This window comes from Streptomyces sp. 184, assembly GCF_045781775.1.
In the GTDB taxonomy this organism is placed as follows: domain Bacteria; phylum Actinomycetota; class Actinomycetes; order Streptomycetales; family Streptomycetaceae; genus Streptomyces.
Window position 1 is genome coordinate 2,486,976 of sequence record NZ_CP123230.1, and the last position, 20,465, is coordinate 2,507,440.

Sequence of the window (20,465 nt, forward strand, 5' to 3'; positions counted from 1 at the left end):
AGGAAGGCATGTCGCAGATGAGGGTGGCCGTCGTCGGCGCCGGGATCGCCGGCCTCGCCTTCGCCGCCGCCCTGCGCCGCGGCGGGGCCGACTGCCACGTCTACGAGCAGGCGGAGCACCTGGCCGAGGTGGGCGCGGGCGTGCAGCTCGCGCCCAACGCCACCCGGCTGCTGCACCGCCTGGGCCTGCGGGCCCGGCTGCGCGCCGTGGCGGTCGCCCCGGAGGCGATCGAGATGCGGCGCTGGGACGACGGCCTGATGCTCCAGCGCACCCCGCTGGGCGACAGGTGCCTGCGCCGCTTCGGCGCGCCGTACTACACCGTGCACCGCGCGGACCTGCACGCCGCGCTGCTGTCCCAACTGCCGCCGGACCGGCTCCACCTGGGCGCCCGCCTCGTCGCCGTCACCCAGGACGAGGCCGAGGCGCGGCTGCACATGGCCGACGGGCGGACGGTCGCGGCGGACGCGGTGGTGGGCGCGGACGGCATCCACTCGGCGGTGCGCGAGTGGTTCGTCGCCGACTGGCCGCGCTACTCGGGTCAGACGATCTACCGCGGGCTGGTGCCCGCCGAGCGGGTGCCCCACCTGCTCGCCGAGCCGCGGGTGCGGCTGTGGTTCGGGCCGGAGCAGCACTGCGTGTGCTACCCCGTCTCGGGCGGCCGGCAGGTCAGCTTCGGCGCGACCGTGCCGGCGGCGTCCTGGGAGGTGGAGTCCTGGTCGGCGCGGGGCGACGTCGCGGGGCTGCGGGCGGCGTACAAGGGCTGGCACGACGACGTGCTCCGGCTGCTGGACGCCGCGCGGAACGTGAGCAGATGGGCGCTGCACGACCGCGACAGCACCGACCGCCTCGGCTGGGGCCGGGTGGGCGTCATCGGCGACGCCGCGCACCCGATGCTCCCGTTCCAGGCGCAGGGAGCGAACCAGGCCGTCGAGGACGCCGTCGTCCTCGCCCGCTGTCTCACCGAGGCCGGCGGCGCCGGCGCCGGCCGGGACGCGGTGCGCGCGGCCCTGCGCCGCTACGAGCGCATCCGCCTGCCCCGTACGACCCGGATCCAGCAGCAGTCCCGCGCCAACGCCGAGACCTTCCACCTGGCCGACGGCGCCGCGCAGCGGCGCCGCGACACCGGTGCCCTCGCCGAACCGGGGCTGGACCGGCACCGGTGGCTCTTCGGGTACGACGCCGAGCAGGCAGTCGCCACGACCGGCAGGAGTTCATGATGGAACTGACCGGAATCGAGTCGACCGTCGCCCTGGTCACCGGAGCGGCGCAGGGCATCGGCGCGGCCGTGGCCACCACCCTGGCCGGCGCCGGCGCGCACGTCGCCGCGCTGGACCGCAACGCGGAGAAACTCGCCGTGGTCGTCGCCAAGCTCGCGGCCGAGGGCGTGCCGGCCCGCGGCTACACCGTCGACGTGTGCGACAGCGCGGCGGTGGACGCCGCCGTCGCACGCGTCGAGGACGAACTGGGGCCCGTCGGCATCCTCGTCAACTCCGCCGGCGTCATGCACACCGGCCGCGTCGTCGAGCTGCGGGACCGGCAGTGGGCCGAAACCCTCGCGGTCAACGCCGGCGGCGTGTTCCACGTCTCGCGGGCGGTGGCGCGCCGCATGATGCGCCGCCGGCGCGGCGCGATCGTCACGGTGGCGTCCAACGCCGCCGGCGTGCCGCGTACCGAAATGGCCGCGTACGCCGCCTCCAAGGCCGCCTCCGCCCAGTTCACCCGCTGCCTGGGCCTGGAGCTGTCCGGCTACGGCATCCGCTGCAACGTCGTCTCGCCCGGCTCGACGGACACGCCCATGCTCCGCGCCATGCACGACGGCGACCCGGAGCTGCGGGAGGTCGTCGAGGGCATGCCGGCCGAGTACCGCGTGGGCATCCCGCTGCACAAGCTCGCCCAGCCGCGGGACGTGGCGGAAGCCGTCGCCTACCTGGTGTCCGACCAGGCGGGCCACGTCACGATGCACGACCTGTACGTGGACGGCGGCGCCTCACTGCACGTGTGACGCCGCCGGCCGCCCCGCCCTTGAGGAAAGGAACACCACCGTGTCGGAACGCACCCGGGTCGTGGTCGTCGGCGGAACGTCGGGAATCGGGCGGCACTTCGCCCGGACCTGCGCCGACCGCGGCAGCGACGTCGTCATCACCGGCCGCGACGAGCAGCGCACCAAGGCCGCCGCCGACGAGATCGGCGGCCGGACCCGCGCCCTCGCGCTCGACCTGGCCGACCCCGGGGCCGCCATCACCGCGCTGGGGGCCGTCGAGCACGTCGACCACCTCGTGCTCACGGCGCTGGACCGGGACCAGAACACCGTGCGCGACTACCGCCCCGACGCCGCCACCCGGCTGCTGACCGTGAAGCTCACCGGCTACACCGCCGTCCTGCACGCGCTCGCCCCCAGGATGCCGGACCACGGCGCGGCCGTCCTGCTCGGCGGCCTGGCCAGCCACCGCCCGTACCCGGGCTCCACCACCGTGACCACCGCGAACGGCGGCATCGCCGCGCTGGTGCGGACCCTGGCGTTCGAGCTGTCGCCGATCCGCGTCAACGCCCTGCACCCGAGCATCGTCGCCGACACCCCGTTCTGGAGCGACAAGCCGGCCGCGCGATCCGCCGCCGAGGAGAAGGCCCTCACCCGGCGGCCGGTGACGATGCGGGACGTCACCCACGCGATCACCTTCCTGCTGGAGAACCGTGCGATCAACGGCGTCAACCTGAACATCGACGGCGGCGACGTCCTTCTCTGAGAACCCTTCTCCGCCGTGCGGAGAAGCGCCGGTCCACGTGAATCCCCCGCACGGTCACGCCAATTCCCGTACCGCGCGGGAAGACCGCGTGAATGGGTCATGTCGCCGCCGCGGCAGCGCCCGACACTGCATGGATGACCGCCACGTCCGGACGTCCTCGTCCTGACGTCCCTGTCAAGGAGGTGTCATGAGTTCGACGGACTCGCCGGCGGGCGGCGACCGCTATCTCGCCGTGCACGGCAGCGCCGGGTTCAAGTCCCTACAGCGCAAGACGAATTCCTTCCTCATCCGGGCATGCGTCCTCTTCTTCGGATGGTGGTTCGTCGGGACGTCGCTGGCCGCCTTCGCCCCCGGTTTCTTCCGGCAGGAGATAGGCGGACCCGTCAATGTCGGCCTGCTGTTCATGTTCCTGACGTTCGTCGTCGTCGTGACGGTCTGCGCGAGTTATCTGCGCTACGCCGCCAACCGGCTCGACCCCTTGACCGACCAGGTCCGGGCGGAACTGGAAGGAGAGCCGCGATGAGCACGATCCTCGCCGACCCGCCGCCGCCCATCGACAACACCTGGGCGGTGCCCGGAATCGCGATACCCGCGACGATAGCCGCCGCCGTCGCGGTGTACTTCGTCGTCAGGGCGGTACGCGACAGCGTGCGCACCCCGGACGACTTCCTCCTCGCGAACCGGCGGATCGGCCCCGTACAGAATGCCATCGCGCTGGCGTCCGCGCCGCTCATGTACTCCACCCTGTTCATCATCACCGGGCATATCGCGCTCAACGGCTACGACGCCGCGATGCTGCTGACCGCGTTCACCACCTCGATGGTGCTCGGCGTGCTGCTCTTCGCCTCGCCCATACGCAACCTCGGCGGATACACGCTCGGCGACATCTTCGCGATGCGCGCCGAAGAACGCCAGGCGCGCAGGGCGGCGGCGGTCGTCACGCTGCTGATCTACGGAATGTTCACGGTCATCAGCCTTGCCGCGATCGCCTTCATCTTCAACCGCTGGTTCGGCCTGGAGAACGTCGCGGGACTGGGCCTTTCGGTCCTCGTCGTGGGCCTCGTCACCGTCCTGTACGCGTACATGGCCGGTATGCCGGGCATCACCCGGCTGCTGGTGTTCAAGGCGATCCTCACGCTCACCGCCGTGCTGGTGCTGACCCTTCTGGTGCTGGCGGAGTTCAACCTCAACGTCTTCGACATCCTCGACAAGGCCGAGGCGAACCGCGAGGACGTCCCCGCCGGCTACGACCTGCTCGGCCCCGGCCGCGAGTTCGGCGAGGGCCAGCACCGGCTGGTCCACCTCTCGAAGCTCTTCTGCGTCGCCGTCGGCGTCGCCGCCATCCCGTTCCTGTTCCTGCGCAACTTCGCCACCACCAGCGGCAAGGACGCCCGCCGCTCCGCCGGCTGGGCGTCGATGATCGTCGTCGGCATCTACCTGTGCATGTCCGTCGTCGGCTTCGCCTCCGTGGCGGTGCTCGGGTCCGAGCGGATCGGCGTGATCAAGGCCCACCGCGACATCAGCCTGCCCAAGCTCGTGGACGAACTCGGCGGACAGGTGATGGTCGGTGTGCTCGCCCCGATCGCCCTGCTGACGATCGTCGGCGTCTACGCGGCCCTGCTCATCAACGCGGTGACCTGCGTCACCAAGGACCTGAACATCGCCCGCGGCCGCAAGCCGTCCCCGGCCGACGAGCTGAAGGACATCCGCCGCAACACCGCGCGGATCGGCATCGCGTCCGTGCTCGTCGGCGTCGCGATGCTGCCGGTGCGCACCCACATCTTCATCCCCACCTCGATCGACCTGGCCGGCACCGCGATCCTCCCGGCCGTCGTCTACGCCCTGTTCTGGCGCCGGTTCAACACCGCGGGGCTCAAGTGGATCGTCTACGGCGGCACGGCGCTGCTGTTCTTCCTGGTGATCTTCTCCAACGGCGTGACCGGCCCGGACGACGCCATCTTCCCCGGCCACAACATCAAGTTCATCGACATCGAACCCGGGCTGATCACCGTGCCGGCCGGCTTCCTGCTCGGCTACCTCGGCTCGCTCAGCAGCAAGGAGCGCAACGACGCGGCCTTCGCCGAGATGCAGGTACGCGCCCTCACCGGCGGCCTCGCACCCGGCGCGGCCAAGACCGCGGGGCGCGCGGCGGCGACCGCGCCCGCCGGCGGCCGGAACGGCCAGAGCCCCAACGGCCGCGGCCCCGGCGCCGGCGGTCCCGACGACCAGGGCAACCAGACCCGTACACCCAGCGAAGCCCGCTGAGCCCGCCGGGCCGGCACCGAACGACAACCGCAACGGTATGGGGCGGCCCGCGGGCCGCCCCATACCCCTGGGGAGGCATCCGTGGAACCAGCACCGGTACTCGTCGTGGGCGCCGGCCCGGTCGGCATGGCCACCGCCCTGGCGCTCGCCCGCCGGGGCGTCAGGTGCGTCCTGGCCGACCAGGGCCACGAGACCACCGCCCACCCCAAACTCGACTACGTGAACTCCCGCAGCATGGAGTTCTTCCGGCAGCTCGGCCTCGCCGACGACATCCGCGCCGCCGGCGTCGCGCCCCGGCACCCGGCCGACGTCATCTGGTCCACCGGCCTCGCCGGCGAGCCGATCACCACCTGGGCGCTGCCCTCGGTCGACGAGGAGCGGCGGCGCATCGCCGCGTACGACGACGGCACCCAGCCGGCCGAACCCGGCCAGCGGATCTCCCAGATCGAGCTGGAGCCGGTGCTGCGCGGCCACTGCCGGCGCAGCCGGCTCATAGACCTGCGCACCGGCCTGCGGTTCGACACCCTCACCCAGGACGACGAGGGCGTGACCAGCGACCTGCGCGACGTCACGACCGACGAGCGGATCCGGATCCGGGCCCGGTACGTGATCGGCTGCGACGGCGCGTCGAGCCGCGTCCGCGCCGTCCTCGGCATCGGCGAGGACAGCTTCGGCGTCCCCGGGCTGCCCGGCGCGTTCATGGTGCACTTCAAGAGCCGCGACCTGGCGTCCCTGCACCGGCACGGCCCGTTCTGGCACTACTTCGCCTTCCGCTACGTCATCATCGCCCAGGACGAGACGGACACCTGGACCGCGCACGTCAACGGATCGCACCCGGACGAGTTCGCCACCCCGCCCGCCGACCCTGCGGCCTTCCTGCCGGCGACCCTGGGCACCGAGCTGAAGATCGACAAGGTGCTGCTGACCTCCCGCTGGCGCCCCGGCTTCATGCTCGCCGACCGCTACCGCGCAGGCCGCGTCCTGCTCGCCGGCGACGCGGCCCACCGCATGTTCCCCACCGGCGCGTACGGGATGAACACCGGCATCGGCGACGCGATGGACGCGGCCTGGAAGGTCGCCGCGCTGCTCCGCCGGGTGGGCGGGCCCGCGCTGCTCGACAGCTACGAGACCGACCGCCGTCCCGTCGGCCTGCGCAACATGCGCACCTCGCACCGGCACATCGGCGTGCACATGAGGGCCGGCACGCTGCTGCGCGAAGGCGTGCCGCTCGACGCCGTGGCCGGCTTCCTGAACGGCGAGCGCGGCGAGAACGAGTACCGCGGCGTCGAACTCGGCTACCGCTACGACGACTCGCCCGTCGTCTGCCACGAGGCCGGCCCGGCGCCCGCCTGGAGCCCGGCCGCGTACACGCCGACGACCTGGCCCGGCAGCCGCCCGCCCAGCCTGCCGCTGGCGGACGGCACCCCGCTGTTCGACCTGCTCGCCGCGGCGTTCACCCTCGTCGACTTCGCCGGCGACGGCCGCGCCGGGCCGCTGCTGACCGCCGCCGCCGCGCAGGGCGTGCCCGTACACCACGCGGTGGTGCGGGACGCGCGGGCGCGCGAGCTGTGGGAGCGGGACCTCGTCCTGCTGCGGCCGGACCACCACGTGGCGTGGCGCGGCAACCGGGCGCCCGCGGACCCGGCCGCGGTGGTCCGGCGGGTACGGGGCGCGGGCGCGTCCGGCTGACGGCAGCCGCCGGGCGGACCGTACGGACCCGCCCGGCGGCTGCCGCCCGCGCCGACGGCGCCGGCCGCCGACGGGGAGACCTCACCCGCCGGCGGCCGGCGCCCGTTCCTGCCGTGCTCTCGGTCAGCCGCCATTCACCTTGCGCTGCACGAACTCGTAGCTCATGTCGCCGATCTCGGGCGCGTACTGCTCCGCGGCCTGGACCGAGGACCGGAAGTTCTCGCCCGCCCAGATCCGGCTCTCGCCGCAGTCGTCGGCGAACTCCGTCCAGCTGTTCCACTGGAGGGTGACGTCGGCGGCCGGGGTGACACCCGGCTCGACCAGCGAAGAACCCTTGGGGAACGCGGCGGTCACCTTGATCTGGTCGGTGCCGGTGAACTGCCGCACCTGCGCGGCGAAGGCGAGGCAGAGCGCGGAGCTGGCGGACGGGTACTCGGGGTGGTCCGCGGAGACCGAGCCCAGGTAGCCCTGCCACTCGCGGCCGGTGATGTCGTCGACGGTGCCCTGCCCGGGGCCGCCCCACGCGGTCACCTTCCGGTTCCCGTACACGTGGTGGACGGCGCCGGCCGGCCGCACCGAGTCGTACTTGCGCTTGTAGTGCCAGGTGGCGATGGTGACGTCGATGAACGCCACGTCGGACATGGTGATGTAGTGCACGGTCTGCTCGGTGTCGAGGTTGCCCGCCAGCACCACGGGGGTGCCCGCGTACTGGCCGAAGGTGAGCACCTTGTCGTTGAACAGCTCGGCGGCCATCTTCTGTTCGTCGGTCAGGTTCGCCGACGCCTTCAGCACCTCGTCCGCCTGGCGCTGGTACGCGCGGCGGTTGTGGTGGTTGCTGTTCACCGGCGGCGAGACCTTGAACTCGGTGGGGCTGTCGTACGTGAACGGCTTCACCCGGCCGTAGTGCGGGGTCGCGAACTGCTGGTCCTTGTAGACGTCCCGGGTCGAGGCCGTGCTCGGCTGCCAGCGCGACGGATTGCGCAATTCGTAGGCCGAGTTGACGGGCCTGTATCCGGTGTAGTCGGCATAAGGGCGCTTGTGGTACTTCCGGCCGCCCATGCCGCCGTCCCGGTTGCTGCCGTCGCGCTTCCGCGCCGCGATCGCGTTCTTCGCCGCGAGAATGCCGATACCGCTGGCCGTGGTCGGGTCCTCGGCGGTGGCGTTCGGGTCGAGACCCGCGGCCTCCATCATCTCGATCCACCGGGACTTGTACTCCGGCAGCACGGCGTTCAGCGAGGTGAACGCGGCGTAGGTGACCGCGATGTTCTTGTTGCGCGTCGTGTGCTCGGATTCCGGGCGGCGCGGCGTATCCGAGAAGATGCCCTCGGCCGTGGGGTGATAGGGCGCGATGGCGTCGAACCACGGCATTTCTATGAGCATCGCGTGGTCCACGGTCAGCGACACCGCGCGGCCCGAACTCTCCTCCCGCGACACCCGCTGGAACTTGGGATACACGACTTCCATCAGCACGTTGTCGCGGTCGATGTCGAAGCCGTCGTCCTGCGACGACGCCGGTACCGCACTGGTCAGGGTCCCCGTCAGCGCCGCCGCGGTGGCTATGGCCACCGCGTATCCCAGGCGCCGGTTCCGCAGCCGTGTCAATTTCGCCACCGGTCGATCTCCTTAAGGGGGTTGCACACCGAGAAGGACGCTAGACCTGCGGTCACCCCCGGTCCACTGCTCGATCGGGTAGTGGGCACTACCCATGCTGGAGCATTTGCGGCTGTTGCCCGCGCGGACGTCCGCCGGGAAGAATTCCGCCGTCACACCTTCTTCCTCTCCAGCTCCTACGGCCGACGGGTGAGTGCGCGCATGCGGAGCAGCGGGGAAAACACGGAGCGGGACAAAAACCCCCCGCCGCCGGGCCCGGTCGCCGGCCCGGCCGCGGACGCGGCCGTCGCGGTGCCGGTCGCGTCGCTGCTGCCGGGCGACTCGCCCCGGCTCGCCGGCGTGGAGCCCGATCACGTCCGCCTGCTCGCCGCGCTGCCGGACCTGCCGCCGGTCCTCGTCCACCGCCGCACGATGCGCGTCGTCGACGGCATGCACCGGCTGCACGCCGCCCGGCTCAGGGGCGCGACGACCCTGCCCGCCACCTTCTTCGACGGCGACGAGAAGGAAGCCTTCCTGCGCGCCGTCGAGCGCAACCTCACCGGCGGGCTGCCGCTCTCCCTCCACGACCGCGAGGCCGCGGCCGTCCGCATCCTGGCGACGTACCGCCAGTGGTCGGACCGCGCCGTCGCCGCGGCGGCGGGACTGTCCCCGACCACGGTGGGCGCGATCCGGCGGCGCTTCTTCGTCCCGGCCGGGGGCGGGAACGGCGACGGCGGCGACGGCGGCCGGGTCGGGCGCGACGGGCGGGTCCGCCCCCTGGACGCCTCCGCCGGCCGGCTGCGGGCGAGCCGGTGGATCGCCCGGCACCCCGACGCGCCGCTGCGCGCCATCGCCAGGGCGGCCGGCATCTCGGTGGGCACGGCCCACGACGTACGCGAACGCCTGCGCGCCGGCCGCGACCCCCTCCCGCCCCGCCCCGCGCTCCCCGACCCCCGGTCCTCCGGCCCCCCGCGGACCCGTACGACGACCGGAACGCGCGCCGAGGGGTGGCGTGCGGTACGCGACGGCCTGGCCCGCGACCCCTCGATCCGCTACGCGGAGAGCGGCCGGGCCTTCCTCGCCTGGGCCGACGACCACGTACTGGAGCCCGGCGACCTGGACGAACTCGCCGACGCCGTGCCCCCGCACTGGCGCGCGGCCGTCGCCGAGGTGGCCCGGTCGTGCGCCGCCGCCTGGCTGGAGTTCGCCCGCGAACTGGAACAACGGGCGCGGACGCAGCCCGGCTCACCGGACTGACGCCCGCGCCCGTCGGGCACGGGGCGGTGCGGTGCCCCGTGCTCCCGGACCGGCTACGGCAGCGCGGGGCCGCGGGTGCCGGTGACCTTCCAGACCTTGCCGTTCGCCTTCGCCAGCAGGTACAGCTCGCCCGCCGTGTCCTGCCCGAAGCGCAGGTCGACGCGGGTGTCCCCGGCCAGGTCCGGCGCCGTGACCCGCTCGCCGGTGGCGGCGTCGTAGAGCCTGAGCTGGTGGATCGTGGCCATCTGCGCGGCCTCGCGGTCCATCTCGGCGCTCCGCGTGGCGAAGACGCGGCCGTCGACGAGGTCGCCGAAGACGTACGTGCCGCGCAGCTTGCGCAGCTCGGCGCCGCGGTAGACGAAGCCGCCGGAGACGGCGCGGCCGATGTCGGAGGTGCAGTTCCAGTCGGCGGGCGGGTCGTGGTCGTAGGCGGCCACGGGGTAGGTGTAGCCGTACGTGTCGTCGTCGGGCGGCAGCGGCTTGTACGCGTCGCACGGGTCGGCCGGGTCCTTGTCGAAGACGAACGGGCCCTCGCGCTCGCTCCAGCCGAGGTTGTCCCCGGCCCGTACCTCGTAGACCGACTCGATGGCGTGCTCGCCGATGTGGCCGAGGTACAGCCGGTGCTCGCCGCCGGTGTCCCAACTGAAGCGGTGCGGGTCGCGGAAGCCGTAGGCATAGACCTCGCCGAGGGCGCCGGGGCGGCCGGCGAAGGGGTTGTCGGCGGGGATGCCGTACGCGCCGTTGGCGCTGTCGTCGCCGCGCGGGTCGATCCGCAGCAGCTTGCCGTGCGGCAGCGCCAGGTTCTGCGGCTCGTCGGTGCGTACGCCGGTGCCGCCGTCGCCCACCGCGAGGTAGAGCTTGCCGTAGTCGGCGGTGCCCGGGCGGGCGTTGGGGTTGAAGGCGATCTGCTGGATGCCGTGGATGCGCCCGTTGAAGCCGAGCCGCAGCACCTCGCGGCGGCTGCCGGAGAAGGTGCCGGCCGCCGGGTCGCCGGCGGTCCACTCGGTGATGATGCCGTGGTAGCCGGTGTTCGGCTGCGGGGTGAGGTCCGGCTCCTCGTCGGTGGCGGAGGCCAGTTCGGTGTGCACGGTGTAGAAGATGCCGTTGTCGGCGAAGCCGGGGTGGAAGGCCGCGTAGCCGAAGCCCTGGCCGAGGCCCTGACCGGAGAAGAACCGCGGCGCGAAGGCGGCGCCGACGTCGAGGTACGGGCGCGGCTGCGCGCCGTCCTCGACGAGGTACAGCTTGCCGTTGAGGTCGGGCACCGCCTTGCGGCCGGAGCCGTCGGGGAGTTCGGCGAGCGCGTTGATCCGGGCGTGCCGCATCAGCCGCGGGTCGGTCGGCGGCGGCGTCGGCTCCGACTTCGGGAACTGCGCGTACTCCTCGACGACCAGCCCGAGCTTCGCGGGCACGGGCTTGGGGAGCAGCGCGTCACGCGGCGCCGCCGCGGGGGCGGCGGCCGGCTCGGTGCGGGCCTCGGCGGGGGCGGTGAGGAGGGCGGTCGCGGCCACGGCCGCGGCGAGCGCCGGGGCGAGGAGGCGGGGCCGGGGCTTCTTCCGGCGGGTGGGTAGGGGCATGCCGGGCTCCGTTCTGGGGGAGGTGCGGTTGCCCGTGCGCTACGGGCGGGGTGCGGCGGGTGCGCGGGCGGGCGGTCTGCGGGTGGGGTGGCGGGCGCGGTGGCGGGCGCGGGCGGGGCTCAGGGGCGCGGCGAGACCATCAGCCGGTACTGCGCCCGCACCTGCCCGTCGGACAGCTCGCGGTCGAGGAACATCAGGCTGTCCATGCGGCAGTTGCAGGGATTGCGCTCCCGCGTGTTCTGCGGGAAGCTCCCGCCGATCTTGATGCCCGCGGGATCCGTGGGCGAGGCGCGGTGCTCGCCGGGCCCCTCGACCTGCCACGGGTCGCCGGGAACGGTGTAGAAGCCGTCGAGGGGGGTGCCGTTGCGGAAGAGCTTCATGGTGCCGTCGGAGTAGTCGAACGTCGCGGCCAGGAACACCCACTCGTCCGGCGGCAGCAGCCGGCGCCAGTCCTCGGCGGCGGCGAACGTCTGCGAGGCGCCCTCGTCGAGCCGGCGGCCCAGCGCCACGAGCCGCAGCTCGCCGTCCACCTCGATCAGCTCCAGCAGGGCCCGTACACCGTGGCCGTCGGAGTCGCCGGAGAGCACGCCCGCCAGGCCCACGGCGCCGTAGCGGTCGTCCGGGTCGGCGGTGGTGGAGTCGGGGGCGGGGTTGTCGCCCGTCACCTTGAACCAGCCCATGACGGTGGCGGCCTCGGCCCCGTTGAACGCGCCCATGCCGGGCACGCCGCCGGGGGAGTGGACGCCGGCCTTCCAGTCGTCGTTCCCGGCGGCGGCGGGGGAGACCTGGGCGGTCTGAAGCGCGCTGCCGGCGCCCGGGTAGGCGCGGTCGGGCACGCGCATCGCGGCGCCGCCGTTGACCAGCTCGATGTCGGTGCCAAAGCGGCCCCGGTCCCGTTCGCGGGCGGGGTTGCCGCGGACCGGGTGGGCGAAGTCGTAGTACGCGACGAGGTCCGGCAGCAGGGCGGGGAGCACGTCAGGTGCCCCCCGCCCTGTCGCCCCCGGTCCGTCCACGTCCTGCGCCGCCTGCACCGGCGCCGCCGCGAGGGCGGTCAGTGCCAGCGCCGCGGCGCCCGCGACGATGCGCGCGGCAACGCTCCCGCTGTGCTTCGGCATTGCGTCGTCTCCCCTGCCCGAAGAGGACCCCGAACGATTCGGCAAGCGCTTGCTACGTCCCGCTGCGGACGGTATCCGCGGGACGTGAACGCGTCAACCCGTCGCGGCTCCGCCGGCGACCGGGAAGGAGACCGGGCGGGTCCGCCGGGTGGCACGGGCGGTGGCGGGCGAAGGCCCCGGCGGCGGGCCCGCACCACACGGCGGACGGCGGCCCGGCCGCGCCCCCGATGCGTGGCCGGGCGCCGCCCGCCGCCCCCGTTCCCCCGCCCCTACCCGGGCAGCCCGCCTACCGCGCCGCGGCTTTCGGGGACACCGTCTGTGCCGCGCCCCGCGCCGCCGCCGCGGTCCAGCTCAGCAGCGCGTCCCACATCGGCCCGTAGCCCGTCCAGTCGGTGAACGCGGCCGGGGCCCAGTGCGCCGACATGTCGGAGGTGAAGACCGCGGTACGGCCCGCGCCCACCTCGCGCACCGCGATCAGCGGGTCGCCGTCGATCTCGGCGAGCAGCGTCGCCTCGTCGCGCAGCACGGTCCTGTTGTAGCCCAGCAGGTACGGCCACGGCCCGGGCACGTCCGGCAGCGCGGGGTGCGCCTCGGCGCGCGGGGCGGGAATGCGGCCGTCCGGCAGTTCGCGCCGGTCGTCGTGGTCGAGTACGCGGACCGGCAGGACGTCGGCCAGCGGGCTGGCGGCGTAGCGTGCCTTGCCGTCGATGCCCGCGAACGACAGGTAGCCGCCGACCATGGCCAGCCCGCCGCCGCCGGCCACGTACGCGCGGATCATCCCCAGCCGGTCCACGTCCCGGTCGCCGTCGTTGAAGACGGAGCGGGTGAGCTGGAAGGTGTTCACGCCCACGTCGGAGATGACGACGCAGTCGTACGCGCCCAGCTTTGCGGCGTCCGCGGGGAAGTCCCGCTCTATGGTGTGCGCCGGGAGGTGGTCGACCTCCCAGCCGCGCCGCGTCAGCGCCGCCGTGAGCGGGCCGGCACCCTCGACGTACTCCGTGGTCGTGAAGGTGTCGAAGCCCTTCTGGTGAATCATGTGCGTGGTCCACGACTCACCGAGCAGCAGCAGTTTCTTCGCGGTCATCGAATGGTTCCTTTCGGGAAGTGCTCCGTGAACTGCCAGTCGTGCTCGGGGACGATGATGTCGGCCTCGCGATGCAGCCGGTCGTATCCACGCATGAGCTGGGCCAGGTCCCAGAAGGACCCCATCGGCCAGTTCAGCTCCAGATTCCGGTAGTTGTACATGACGTCGCTGGTGAGGCAGACGGTGCCGCTTTCGGTCTCGACCATGACCACCATGCAGCCGGGGGTGTGGCCGCCGATCTTCACCAGCCTGATGCCGTCCGCGAGTTCCACGTCGCCGTCGATCACCCGGAGCCGGTCGCGTACGTCGGTGACCTTGTAGGAGTACTCCGGGTAATAGAACATGCAGAACTGCGGCGGCGCGATTCCCTGCGGCAACTCGTCGCGCTGCACCACGAAGGTCGCCCGCGGGAAAAGCTCGTTGTTTCCGATGTGGTCGAAGTGCAGGTGCGTGAGGACCACGACGTCCACGTCCGCGGGCCGGACGCCGTGCCGGGCCAGTCCCGCGACGAGGTCCTGCCGCGACCCGCGGCGCTCGGCGACGAAGTCGACGCCGTAGCGCGACTGCATGGCCGAGACCTCGTCGATGTCGCCGAGGCCGGTGTCGATGAGGATCGTGCGGTCCGCGCCCTCGATGAGCCAGACCGGCACCGGCACCATCACGCCCTCGTTGAGGCTGCCGTCCCGGCGGCGGATGTCGTGGCGGTAGCCGTACGGGAGCACGGAGTCGCGGTCGAGATCCGGATGCGCGCCGGCGTTCAGCAGGCTCACCGACAGGGAGCTTTCCAGCTCGCCGGTCACGATGTGGTGGATGGTGTGCTTGCCGCTCATGGCGTCCTCCTCGCTCCGACCGCCGGCCCGCCGGGCCGCGGTGCTCAGTAGCCCTCTTCGTGCTCGCCGTACTTGTCCACGTAGTCCCGCCAGACCTTCTCGCCCGCGAAGTGCTTCTTCGGGTCGACGGGGGAGCCGAGGGCGCCGGTGCGGGTCAGATAGTCGTTGTCGCCGTCCCAGGTGCGCTTCCAGTAGGCGACGCCGTCCTCGTCCAGGACCCACTTCCTGACCGCGGCGGCGTTCGGCGCGTACAGCTCGATCTTCTGCCAGGCGTCCACGAAGTCCTTGACGCTGGACTGGCTGCCGGTCTCCTTGTTCAGCCGGTCCGTGATGATCTTTCCGCACGCCTCGGTCTCGGCGTCGCAGTAGCGGAAGATGCGGTGCATCACGTGGGTGAGCTTGAGGATCTTGTCCTCGTGCCCGTCCAGGTACGAGTCCGTGGTGACCCAGCCGTTGATCGGCGGCGGGGCCAGGTCGGGGCCGGCCAGCAGCACGGGGGAGCCGTCGGCGACGGCCCGGGCGCGCTGCGGGGCGCCGCCGATGTAGGCGTCGCCCGTACCGGACAGGAACGCGGCCAGGCCCTGGTCCGGGTCCATGTCGATGACCGTCACGTCGTCGGTCGACATGCCGACCGACTCCAGCGCGAGGTCGAGCGCCTTGCCCATGTCGGTGGCGTTGGTGGTGACGACCGTCTTCCCGCGCAACTGCTCGATGACCTCGGTGCGCGCCTTCTCCTCGTCCTCGCCCTTGTCGACGGCGTCCTCGTAGGTGGTGAGGTCGCTGCCGGGGCGGGCGACGAGGGCGGAGCCCTCGGTGAACGGGTTGAAGCCGTAGGCGTAGACCATGTCGTCGGTGGCCTCGGCCACCGAGACCAGGCCCGTGGTGTTGTTGATCGCCACGTCGACGGACCCGGAAGCGACCGAGGGCGTCACGGTGTTCCACGCCAGCGTCTTCAGCTCGACGTTCAGGCCCTCCTCGGCGAACCAGCCCTTCTCCTGGCCGATGATCGGCAGCATGGTGTCCTGGAACGGGGAGATGCCCAGCCGCACCGTGTTCGGGTCGCCGCCGCCGGGCTCCGTGCCGGAGCCGCAGGCGGACAGGGTGAGCACCAGGGCGGCGGAGACGGCGAGGCCGGCGGTCAGCGGTGAGGACGTGCGCATGTCGTGCTCTCCTCGGGTGGTTCGTGCGCGCGCCCCGGCGGCGGGACGGCGCGGGGAGCGCTCACGGAGCCGACGCGGACCAGCGCGTGGCCCGGTCGCTCAGCAGCTTGATGATCCGGTCCAGCAGGACGGCCTCGATCGCGATGATGATCGTGCCCACCAGCACGGACGGGGTGTTGAGGGTCCGGCTGGCCTGCATGATCAGCCGCCCCAGACCGCTCTGCGCGCCCTGGAACTCCGCGGCCACCACGACCGCGAAGGTCAGCGCGCTGCCGATGCGCAGCCCGGAGAGCAGCTCGGGGACGATGGCCCGCAGCACCACCGTGCGGTAGACCTGCCCGGAGCCGGCGCCCAGCGACCGGGCCGCCCGGCCGTACAGCGGGTTGACGTTGCCCGCGGCCACGATCGTGTTGACGACCATGACCATGAACGAGGCCAGCGCGCCGAGGAAGATCTTGCCGCTGTCGCCGATGCCGAACCACAGGATGACGAACGGGATCAGTGCCACCGGCGGGATCGGCCGGACGGCCTCGATCACCGGCGTCAGCGCGTAGAACAGCGTGCGCGAACGGGACATGACCAGGCCCACCGCGACGCCGAGGGCGCTGCCGACGGACCACGAGACCACCACCCTGCCGAGCGTCGCGGTGGCGTCCGACCACAGCGTCTCGCGCAGGTTCGACGCGCTGTCCCACACCTTGTCGGGCGCGGGGAACTTCAGCGGGTCGATCGCGTCGGTGGCGGTGGTGAAGAGCCACCACAGGAAGAGCGCCAGCGCGATCACGGCCACGGACAGCGCCGGTCCCGCCAGCCGCCGGGCGGACCGCTTCGACGTACGGGACGGGCGGTCGGGCGCCGCGGGCGGGCGTACGGGAGTCGTCTCAGGCAGCGTCATCGGTCGTCTCCCTCAGCAGGTGGGCGATGCGCAGGCGCAGTTGCTGGAACTCGGGCTCGCCGCGGACGTCGAGGTCCCGGGGCCGGTCGAAGGGGACCTCGACGATCTCGCGCACCCGCGCCGGGCGCGGCGTCATGACCGCGATCCGGTCGCCGAGGAACAGGGCTTCCTCGATGTCGTGGGTGACGAAGAGGACGGTCTTCGGCGCGGCCTCCCACGTCTTGATCAGGAAGAGCCACATCTCCTCCTTGGTGAACAGGTCCAGCGCGCCGAACGGCTCGTCGAGCAGCAGCACCTCGGGCTCGTTGACGTAGGCGCGGGCCAGGTCGACGCGCTTGCGCATGCCGCCGGACAGCTCCTTGGGGTAGGCGTCGGCGAAGTCGCTCAGCCCCACCTGGGCGAGGAAGTGGTCGACGGCCGGGGCCCACTGCGCGCGCGGTACGCCGCGCATGCGCGGGCCGTAGGAGACGTTGTCCCGTACGGTCAGCCAGGGGAAGACCGCGTCCGACTGGAAGACGACCGCGCGGTCCGCCGACGGGCCCTCGACCTGCCGGCCGCCGACCTCGACGCTGCCCTCGGTGGGCTGCTCGAAGCCGGCGATGAGGTTCATCAGCGTGGTCTTCCCGCAGCCGCTCGGCCCGACGAGGCAGACGATCTCGCCGGATGCCACGCTGAGTTCCGTCCGCGAGAGCGCGAGCGTCTCCCGCCGGCGGCTGACGAACAGCTTCGATGCCTGTGCTACATGGATGCCGGACACGTCCTCACGCTCCTCACTTGCCCGTACGGCCTGACGCTCCCTTGCGGCCTGCCGGGCGACGGGTCGCCGCCGGCGCGGTGGAGTGGCGTTCCCTTAAGGTCACGGGCAGTACGGTGTGCTCGGGCCCGCTGCCGGGCTCGGCGATGATGCGGTACAGCTCCTCGGCGGCGGTCCGGCCGAGGACCGCGGCGTCCTGGCGCACCGTGGTGAGCGCGGGCGCGATCAGATGGGCCGCCAGCACGTCGTCGAAGCCGACGACGGAGACGTCCGCGGGGACGTCGAGGCCCAGGTCGCGCAGGGCGGCGACGGCGCCGAAGGCCATCATGTCGTTGACCGCGAAGACGCAGGTGACGCCGCGGTCGAGGAAGAGGTCGGCGGCCTCGCGTACGGCCGCGTAGCCGCCGTCGTAGGTGAACCCACCGGGACGCACCTCGCAGCCTCCGCCCGTATCCCGCCAGAGGTCACGGAAGCCCTCGACGCGACGAAGGCTCGACATGAGCTGGGACGAGGCGGACAGCACGAGGGCGTCCCGGTGGTCCAGGGCCGCCAGATGCCGGGCGGCGAGGCGTCCGCCCTCCGCGTTGTCCGAGACGACGCTGGTGGCGCCGATTCCCGGCACCTCCTCGTCGACCAGCACGAAGGGGAGCCCCGCCAGCATCTCGGCGGTGTCCGGGGCCGGCGAGGGCGCACCGGCGGCGTAGACGACGCCGTCGACGGCCCGCGACCGGATCATGTTGAGGTGGAAGCGCTCGCGCTCGACCTCGAAGGCGGTGTTGCCGAAGACGACGTTGTAGCCCTGCTCCAGGGAGACGTCCTCGACGCCCTTGGCGAGGTCGGCGAAGAAGGTGTTGCTGATGTCCGGCACGATGAGGCCGACGATCTGGGAGGCACCGCTCTTGAGCGTCTGCGCCGCGCGCCGCGGCACGTAGCCCAGCTCCGCCATCGCCTCCTGTACGCGCTTGAGCACGCTGGGGCTGACGGGCCGCTTGCCGGACAGGGCGTGCGAGACGGTCGTCCTGCTGACGCCCGCACGGGCGGCGACATCCGCTATGACCGGTCGTGCCATCCCGTTCTCCTCTCACGCAAACCGGTTTGCCAAACCGGTTTGCACAACGTAAACCGGATGCCGCCGCGACGTCAACCCCCGGGGTGTGGCGTTCCGGGCCCGCGCTTCTCAGGGAAAGTCCGCAGGATGTCTGCCTGATGCAGAGGGGGAGCCGCCATGCAGGTAACAGGGGGCAGGGATCCGTACTGGCGCATGGCGCGCTCCGATGAACTGCTACGCGAGGTGCAGCGGCAGGCCGCCCGCCCCGTCGAGCCCGACCTGCGGCGCATCGTCGACTGGTTGGGCGGGCACATCGACGCGCACGTCGCGCTCGTCTGGAATACGGGGACGGTGGCCGCAGCCTCCGCGGGGTTCCCCGGCGCCGTGCTGGGCACACTGGCGACCGGGCTCGCCCGCCTCTGCGGGGGCCGGGCCGGGGTCGCCGGGCTGGAGACCGGAGGGCTGCACCTGCGTCTCGAAGCCCTCGATCCGCAGCCCGAGCCCGCCGGCCGCTGCCCCCGCGTGGCCGTTCCCGGCGCCGGTGACGCCCTCAGCCCGTGGCCCCCGAGGCCGGTGCTGGTCGTCGCGGGCGCGGCGCCACCCGCCCGGGAGGCCGCCCGCCTCGCCACGGACGCCGCCCGTTCCGCCGCGCTCCTGCTGCGCCTGCACGAAGCCGCAGCGGTGCACCGCAACTACCAGGACAAGGCCCGGCAGGTGCGTTTCGCGGTGCTCCAGGCGCTGCTGGCCGGCGACCCCGACCTGGCTCGCCGGATGACCAGCGGCGCCATCCCCGAACTGCTGGACGCCGGCACCCTGCGGATCTACCTCCTCCAGTGCCCCCCGGCCGAGCGGGACCGGCTCGCCCTCGACCTCCAGGACCCCTCGGGTTACCACGACCGCGATCTCCTGGTGCAGTGCCCGGCCATGCGCGAGCACCTGATCTGTCTCGTCTCCGAGGACTCCGACGACCGCGCGCCCGCAGACCGGGGCGCGGAGCTGCGCCGGCTGGCGCGCGACAACGCCGGCTACGCCCTGGGTATCAGTGCCGTCCATGCGCTGGAGGCCACGTCGCAGGCGTACGAGCAGGCCCGGCACGCGCTCTCCGTAGCCCGGAACCTGCCCGGCGCCGTGGCGACCTACCGCGGCGAGTCGCCCCTCGCCCGCCTCCTGCCCCGGCCGGACGCGGTGGAGTGGGCCCGCTCGTTCCTGCGCCCCCTGGCCGCCGCGCCCCGGCTCACCGTGCACATCCTGCGGGTCGGGCTGACCGTGTCGCGCTCGGGGGCCGCCCGTTTCCTGGACGTCAGCCGCAATACGGTCGCTGCCCACTTCAGACGTGCGGAGCGCCTCCTCGGCCTCGACCTCGGCGAGGTGGTCTCCCGGGCCCTGCTCTACCTCGCCCTGGCCCTCGCCGACCCCCCGCCCCCGACCGCCGGCCCCGGCGACCCCGCGCCCCCCTTCCACGAGCTGATCCGCTCGCCGCCCGCGAGGTCCTGGGCGGCGGCCTTCCTGCACCCGCTGGAGGACACCCTGCGCACCACGGCCCGGGCCTGGATCGCCGCCAACGCCGACGCCCAGCGCACCGCCCGCGACCTCGGCATCAGCCGCAACACCGTCAGGGCGCGGCTGCGCACCGCCGAGGTGCTGCTCAACCGGGACCTGCTCAACAGCGGCTTCGGCAGCTACGACCTCGTCCAGGCCCTCGCCATCGCGGAGGGGCCGTGCGGCCGAACTCCCATGAAGGATTCCTGAGAACCTTCTGAGAATCCGTGCACCGTGCCCAGCCGGCCCGTCCCGGCTGCGCGCCGTGCACGTTGTCCGCCGAACTCCAACCCCGCTTAGCTTCTGCCCGTTCAGTCATGAACGGAACAAAGCGAGGAATCCGAGGATGGGGAGACAGTATGAAGTGGGTGAAGCCCGGAGCCATCGTCGGCGCGGCTCTCGCGCTGAGCATCGGGGCAATCGTGCCCGCAGGAGCGTGGCCCGCGCAGGCGTCCGCCGCCGACGCGCTCGACGAGTTGGTCGCGCCCCGGGCGGACGAGGAGACGCGGCGGATCGCCGCCGCGGACCCGCAGGCGGTGCAGACGATGGCCACGCTGTGCGGCGACGGCTACAACCTCGTCGGGGCCGAGCAGTTGCCGGACGACGGCTGGCGCCTGGGGACGCTGTTCCGCTATTCGAAGCTGACGTCCGGCGGGAACTGGCGTTACTGCATGCTCTTCGACAACAACACCGGCAGCTCGAAGTACATGCGGCTCAGGACATGCGAGTACACCCTTGAAGACCCGGAATGCCGCACGGATGAGGGTGACTTCAGCCAATACGCGGGACCGGTCTACACCGGGCTGCACTGGCATGTCCCGCAGTGCTCCAAGGTTGTCGCGATCATGAAGAACTCCAAGGGATCCGACACGGCTCTCATCGATGCCGTCCGCACCGCGAACACCTGCAACTGAGGGCGGG

Annotated in this window: 18 protein-coding genes; 9 read left to right on the plus strand and 9 right to left on the minus strand. The window is 72.6% G+C overall.

What is annotated here, in order from left to right; all coding sequences use genetic code 11:
• The first annotated feature begins 8 nt into the window (after positions 1–8).
• From QBL21_RS10645 to QBL21_RS10670, 6 genes are all read left to right on the plus strand, one after another.
• A complete protein-coding gene (locus QBL21_RS10645) occupies positions 9–1,217 on the plus strand; it encodes an FAD-dependent monooxygenase (protein WP_407561856.1) in 1,209 nt (402 codons plus the stop codon).
• Positions 1,217–2,002 carry a 2,3-dihydro-2,3-dihydroxybenzoate dehydrogenase gene (locus QBL21_RS10650; protein WP_407561857.1) on the plus strand — a complete coding sequence of 262 codons (786 nt, stop codon included), beginning with the start codon at positions 1,217–1,219 and terminating at the stop codon, positions 2,000–2,002. Before QBL21_RS10645 ends, QBL21_RS10650 begins: the two co-directional genes overlap by 1 nt.
• 40 nt (positions 2,003–2,042) lie before the next feature.
• Complete coding sequence (locus tag QBL21_RS10655; RefSeq protein WP_407561859.1) at positions 2,043–2,744, plus strand: SDR family NAD(P)-dependent oxidoreductase; 702 nt, start codon at positions 2,043–2,045, stop codon at positions 2,742–2,744.
• Positions 2,745–2,931: 187 nt separating this feature from the next.
• Positions 2,932–3,267 (plus strand): DUF485 domain-containing protein, encoded by a 336-nt coding sequence (locus QBL21_RS10660; RefSeq protein WP_407561860.1) that lies wholly within the window; start codon positions 2,932–2,934, stop codon positions 3,265–3,267.
• A complete protein-coding gene (locus QBL21_RS10665; protein ID WP_407561861.1) occupies positions 3,264–5,009 on the plus strand; it encodes a cation acetate symporter in 1,746 nt (581 codons plus the stop codon). Before QBL21_RS10660 ends, QBL21_RS10665 begins: the two co-directional genes overlap by 4 nt.
• An 81-nt stretch (positions 5,010–5,090) precedes the next feature.
• A complete protein-coding gene (locus QBL21_RS10670) occupies positions 5,091–6,698 on the plus strand; it encodes an FAD-dependent monooxygenase (protein WP_407561862.1) in 1,608 nt (535 codons plus the stop codon).
• Positions 6,699–6,821: 123 nt separating this feature from the next.
• On the opposite strand, the gene QBL21_RS10675 is transcribed toward QBL21_RS10670, so the two are convergent.
• The gene (locus QBL21_RS10675; RefSeq protein ID WP_407561863.1) at positions 6,822–8,309 is read right to left on the minus strand and encodes a vanadium-dependent haloperoxidase; all 1,488 of its coding nucleotides are present in this window, start codon (positions 8,307–8,309) and stop codon (positions 6,822–6,824) included.
• 201 nt (positions 8,310–8,510) lie between these two features.
• On the opposite strand from QBL21_RS10675, the gene QBL21_RS10680 reads away from it, so the two are divergent.
• The gene (locus QBL21_RS10680) at positions 8,511–9,545 is read left to right on the plus strand and encodes a ParB/RepB/Spo0J family partition protein (RefSeq protein WP_407561864.1); all 1,035 of its coding nucleotides are present in this window, start codon (positions 8,511–8,513) and stop codon (positions 9,543–9,545) included.
• Between the two features lie 53 nt (positions 9,546–9,598).
• Here the strand turns inward: QBL21_RS10680 and QBL21_RS10685 are convergent, their stop codons facing one another.
• The 8 genes from QBL21_RS10685 to QBL21_RS10720 all read right to left on the minus strand — a co-directional run bounded on the left by QBL21_RS10685 (position 9,599) and on the right by QBL21_RS10720 (position 18,026).
• Positions 9,599–11,119, minus strand: coding sequence for a PQQ-dependent sugar dehydrogenase (locus QBL21_RS10685; RefSeq protein ID WP_407561865.1), 1,521 nt, complete (start codon positions 11,117–11,119; stop codon positions 9,599–9,601).
• 119 nt (positions 11,120–11,238) lie between these two features.
• Entirely contained in the window at positions 11,239–12,234 is a 996-nt protein-coding gene (locus tag QBL21_RS10690) for a hypothetical protein (protein WP_407561866.1), read from the minus strand.
• Between the two features lie 286 nt (positions 12,235–12,520).
• A complete protein-coding gene (locus QBL21_RS10695) occupies positions 12,521–13,318 on the minus strand; it encodes a glutamine amidotransferase (RefSeq protein ID WP_407561867.1) in 798 nt (265 codons plus the stop codon).
• Positions 13,315–14,148, minus strand: a complete 834-nt coding sequence (locus QBL21_RS10700; protein WP_407561868.1) for an N-acyl homoserine lactonase family protein — start codon at positions 14,146–14,148, stop codon at positions 13,315–13,317. The genes QBL21_RS10695 and QBL21_RS10700 overlap by 4 nt, the downstream gene beginning before the upstream one ends.
• Positions 14,149–14,192: 44 nt before the next feature.
• On the minus strand, positions 14,193–15,308 hold the full coding sequence (locus QBL21_RS10705; RefSeq protein WP_407561869.1) for an ABC transporter substrate-binding protein: 1,116 nt from the start codon (positions 15,306–15,308) through the stop codon (positions 14,193–14,195).
• Between the two features lie 61 nt (positions 15,309–15,369).
• Positions 15,370–16,203 (minus strand): ABC transporter permease, encoded by an 834-nt coding sequence (locus QBL21_RS10710; protein ID WP_407561871.1) that lies wholly within the window; start codon positions 16,201–16,203, stop codon positions 15,370–15,372.
• Positions 16,190–16,960: an ABC transporter ATP-binding protein gene (locus QBL21_RS10715; protein WP_407561872.1), complete on the minus strand. Its 771-nt coding sequence runs from the start codon at positions 16,958–16,960 to the stop codon at positions 16,190–16,192. The genes QBL21_RS10710 and QBL21_RS10715 overlap by 14 nt, the downstream gene beginning before the upstream one ends.
• Before the next feature lie 13 nt (positions 16,961–16,973).
• Positions 16,974–18,026: a LacI family DNA-binding transcriptional regulator gene (locus tag QBL21_RS10720; protein ID WP_407561873.1), complete on the minus strand. Its 1,053-nt coding sequence runs from the start codon at positions 18,024–18,026 to the stop codon at positions 16,974–16,976.
• Between the two features lie 156 nt (positions 18,027–18,182).
• Here QBL21_RS10720 and QBL21_RS10725 point away from each other — a divergent pair, with 156 nt between their 5' ends.
• Positions 18,183–19,754 (plus strand): helix-turn-helix domain-containing protein, encoded by a 1,572-nt coding sequence (locus QBL21_RS10725; protein ID WP_407561874.1) that lies wholly within the window; start codon positions 18,183–18,185, stop codon positions 19,752–19,754.
• Positions 19,755–19,903: 149 nt separating this feature from the next.
• On the plus strand, positions 19,904–20,458 hold the full coding sequence (locus QBL21_RS10730) for a hypothetical protein (RefSeq protein WP_407561875.1): 555 nt from the start codon (positions 19,904–19,906) through the stop codon (positions 20,456–20,458).
• The last annotated feature ends 7 nt before the right edge of the window (positions 20,459–20,465 follow it).

Coding starts and splice junctions, on each gene's coding strand:
- QBL21_RS10645 (WP_407561856.1), top strand. CDS start 9: ATGTCGCAGATGAGGGTGGCCGTCGTCGGCGCCGGGATCGCCGGCCTC.
- QBL21_RS10650 (WP_407561857.1), top strand. CDS start 1,217: ATGGAACTGACCGGAATCGAGTCGACCGTCGCCCTGGTCACCGGAGCG.
- QBL21_RS10660 (WP_407561860.1), top strand. CDS start 2,932: ATGAGTTCGACGGACTCGCCGGCGGGCGGCGACCGCTATCTCGCCGTG.
- QBL21_RS10665 (WP_407561861.1), top strand. CDS start 3,264: ATGAGCACGATCCTCGCCGACCCGCCGCCGCCCATCGACAACACCTGG.
- QBL21_RS10680 (WP_407561864.1), top strand. CDS start 8,511: ATGCGGAGCAGCGGGGAAAACACGGAGCGGGACAAAAACCCCCCGCCG.
- QBL21_RS10685 (WP_407561865.1), bottom strand. CDS start 11,119: ATGCCCCTACCCACCCGCCGGAAGAAGCCCCGGCCCCGCCTCCTCGCC.
- QBL21_RS10690 (WP_407561866.1), bottom strand. CDS start 12,234: ATGCCGAAGCACAGCGGGAGCGTTGCCGCGCGCATCGTCGCGGGCGCC.
- QBL21_RS10695 (WP_407561867.1), bottom strand. CDS start 13,318: ATGACCGCGAAGAAACTGCTGCTGCTCGGTGAGTCGTGGACCACGCAC.
- QBL21_RS10700 (WP_407561868.1), bottom strand. CDS start 14,148: ATGAGCGGCAAGCACACCATCCACCACATCGTGACCGGCGAGCTGGAA.
- QBL21_RS10705 (WP_407561869.1), bottom strand. CDS start 15,308: ATGCGCACGTCCTCACCGCTGACCGCCGGCCTCGCCGTCTCCGCCGCC.
- QBL21_RS10710 (WP_407561871.1), bottom strand. CDS start 16,203: ATGACGCTGCCTGAGACGACTCCCGTACGCCCGCCCGCGGCGCCCGAC.
- QBL21_RS10720 (WP_407561873.1), bottom strand. CDS start 18,026: ATGGCACGACCGGTCATAGCGGATGTCGCCGCCCGTGCGGGCGTCAGC.
- QBL21_RS10725 (WP_407561874.1), top strand. CDS start 18,183: ATGCAGGTAACAGGGGGCAGGGATCCGTACTGGCGCATGGCGCGCTCC.
- QBL21_RS10730 (WP_407561875.1), top strand. CDS start 19,904: ATGAAGTGGGTGAAGCCCGGAGCCATCGTCGGCGCGGCTCTCGCGCTG.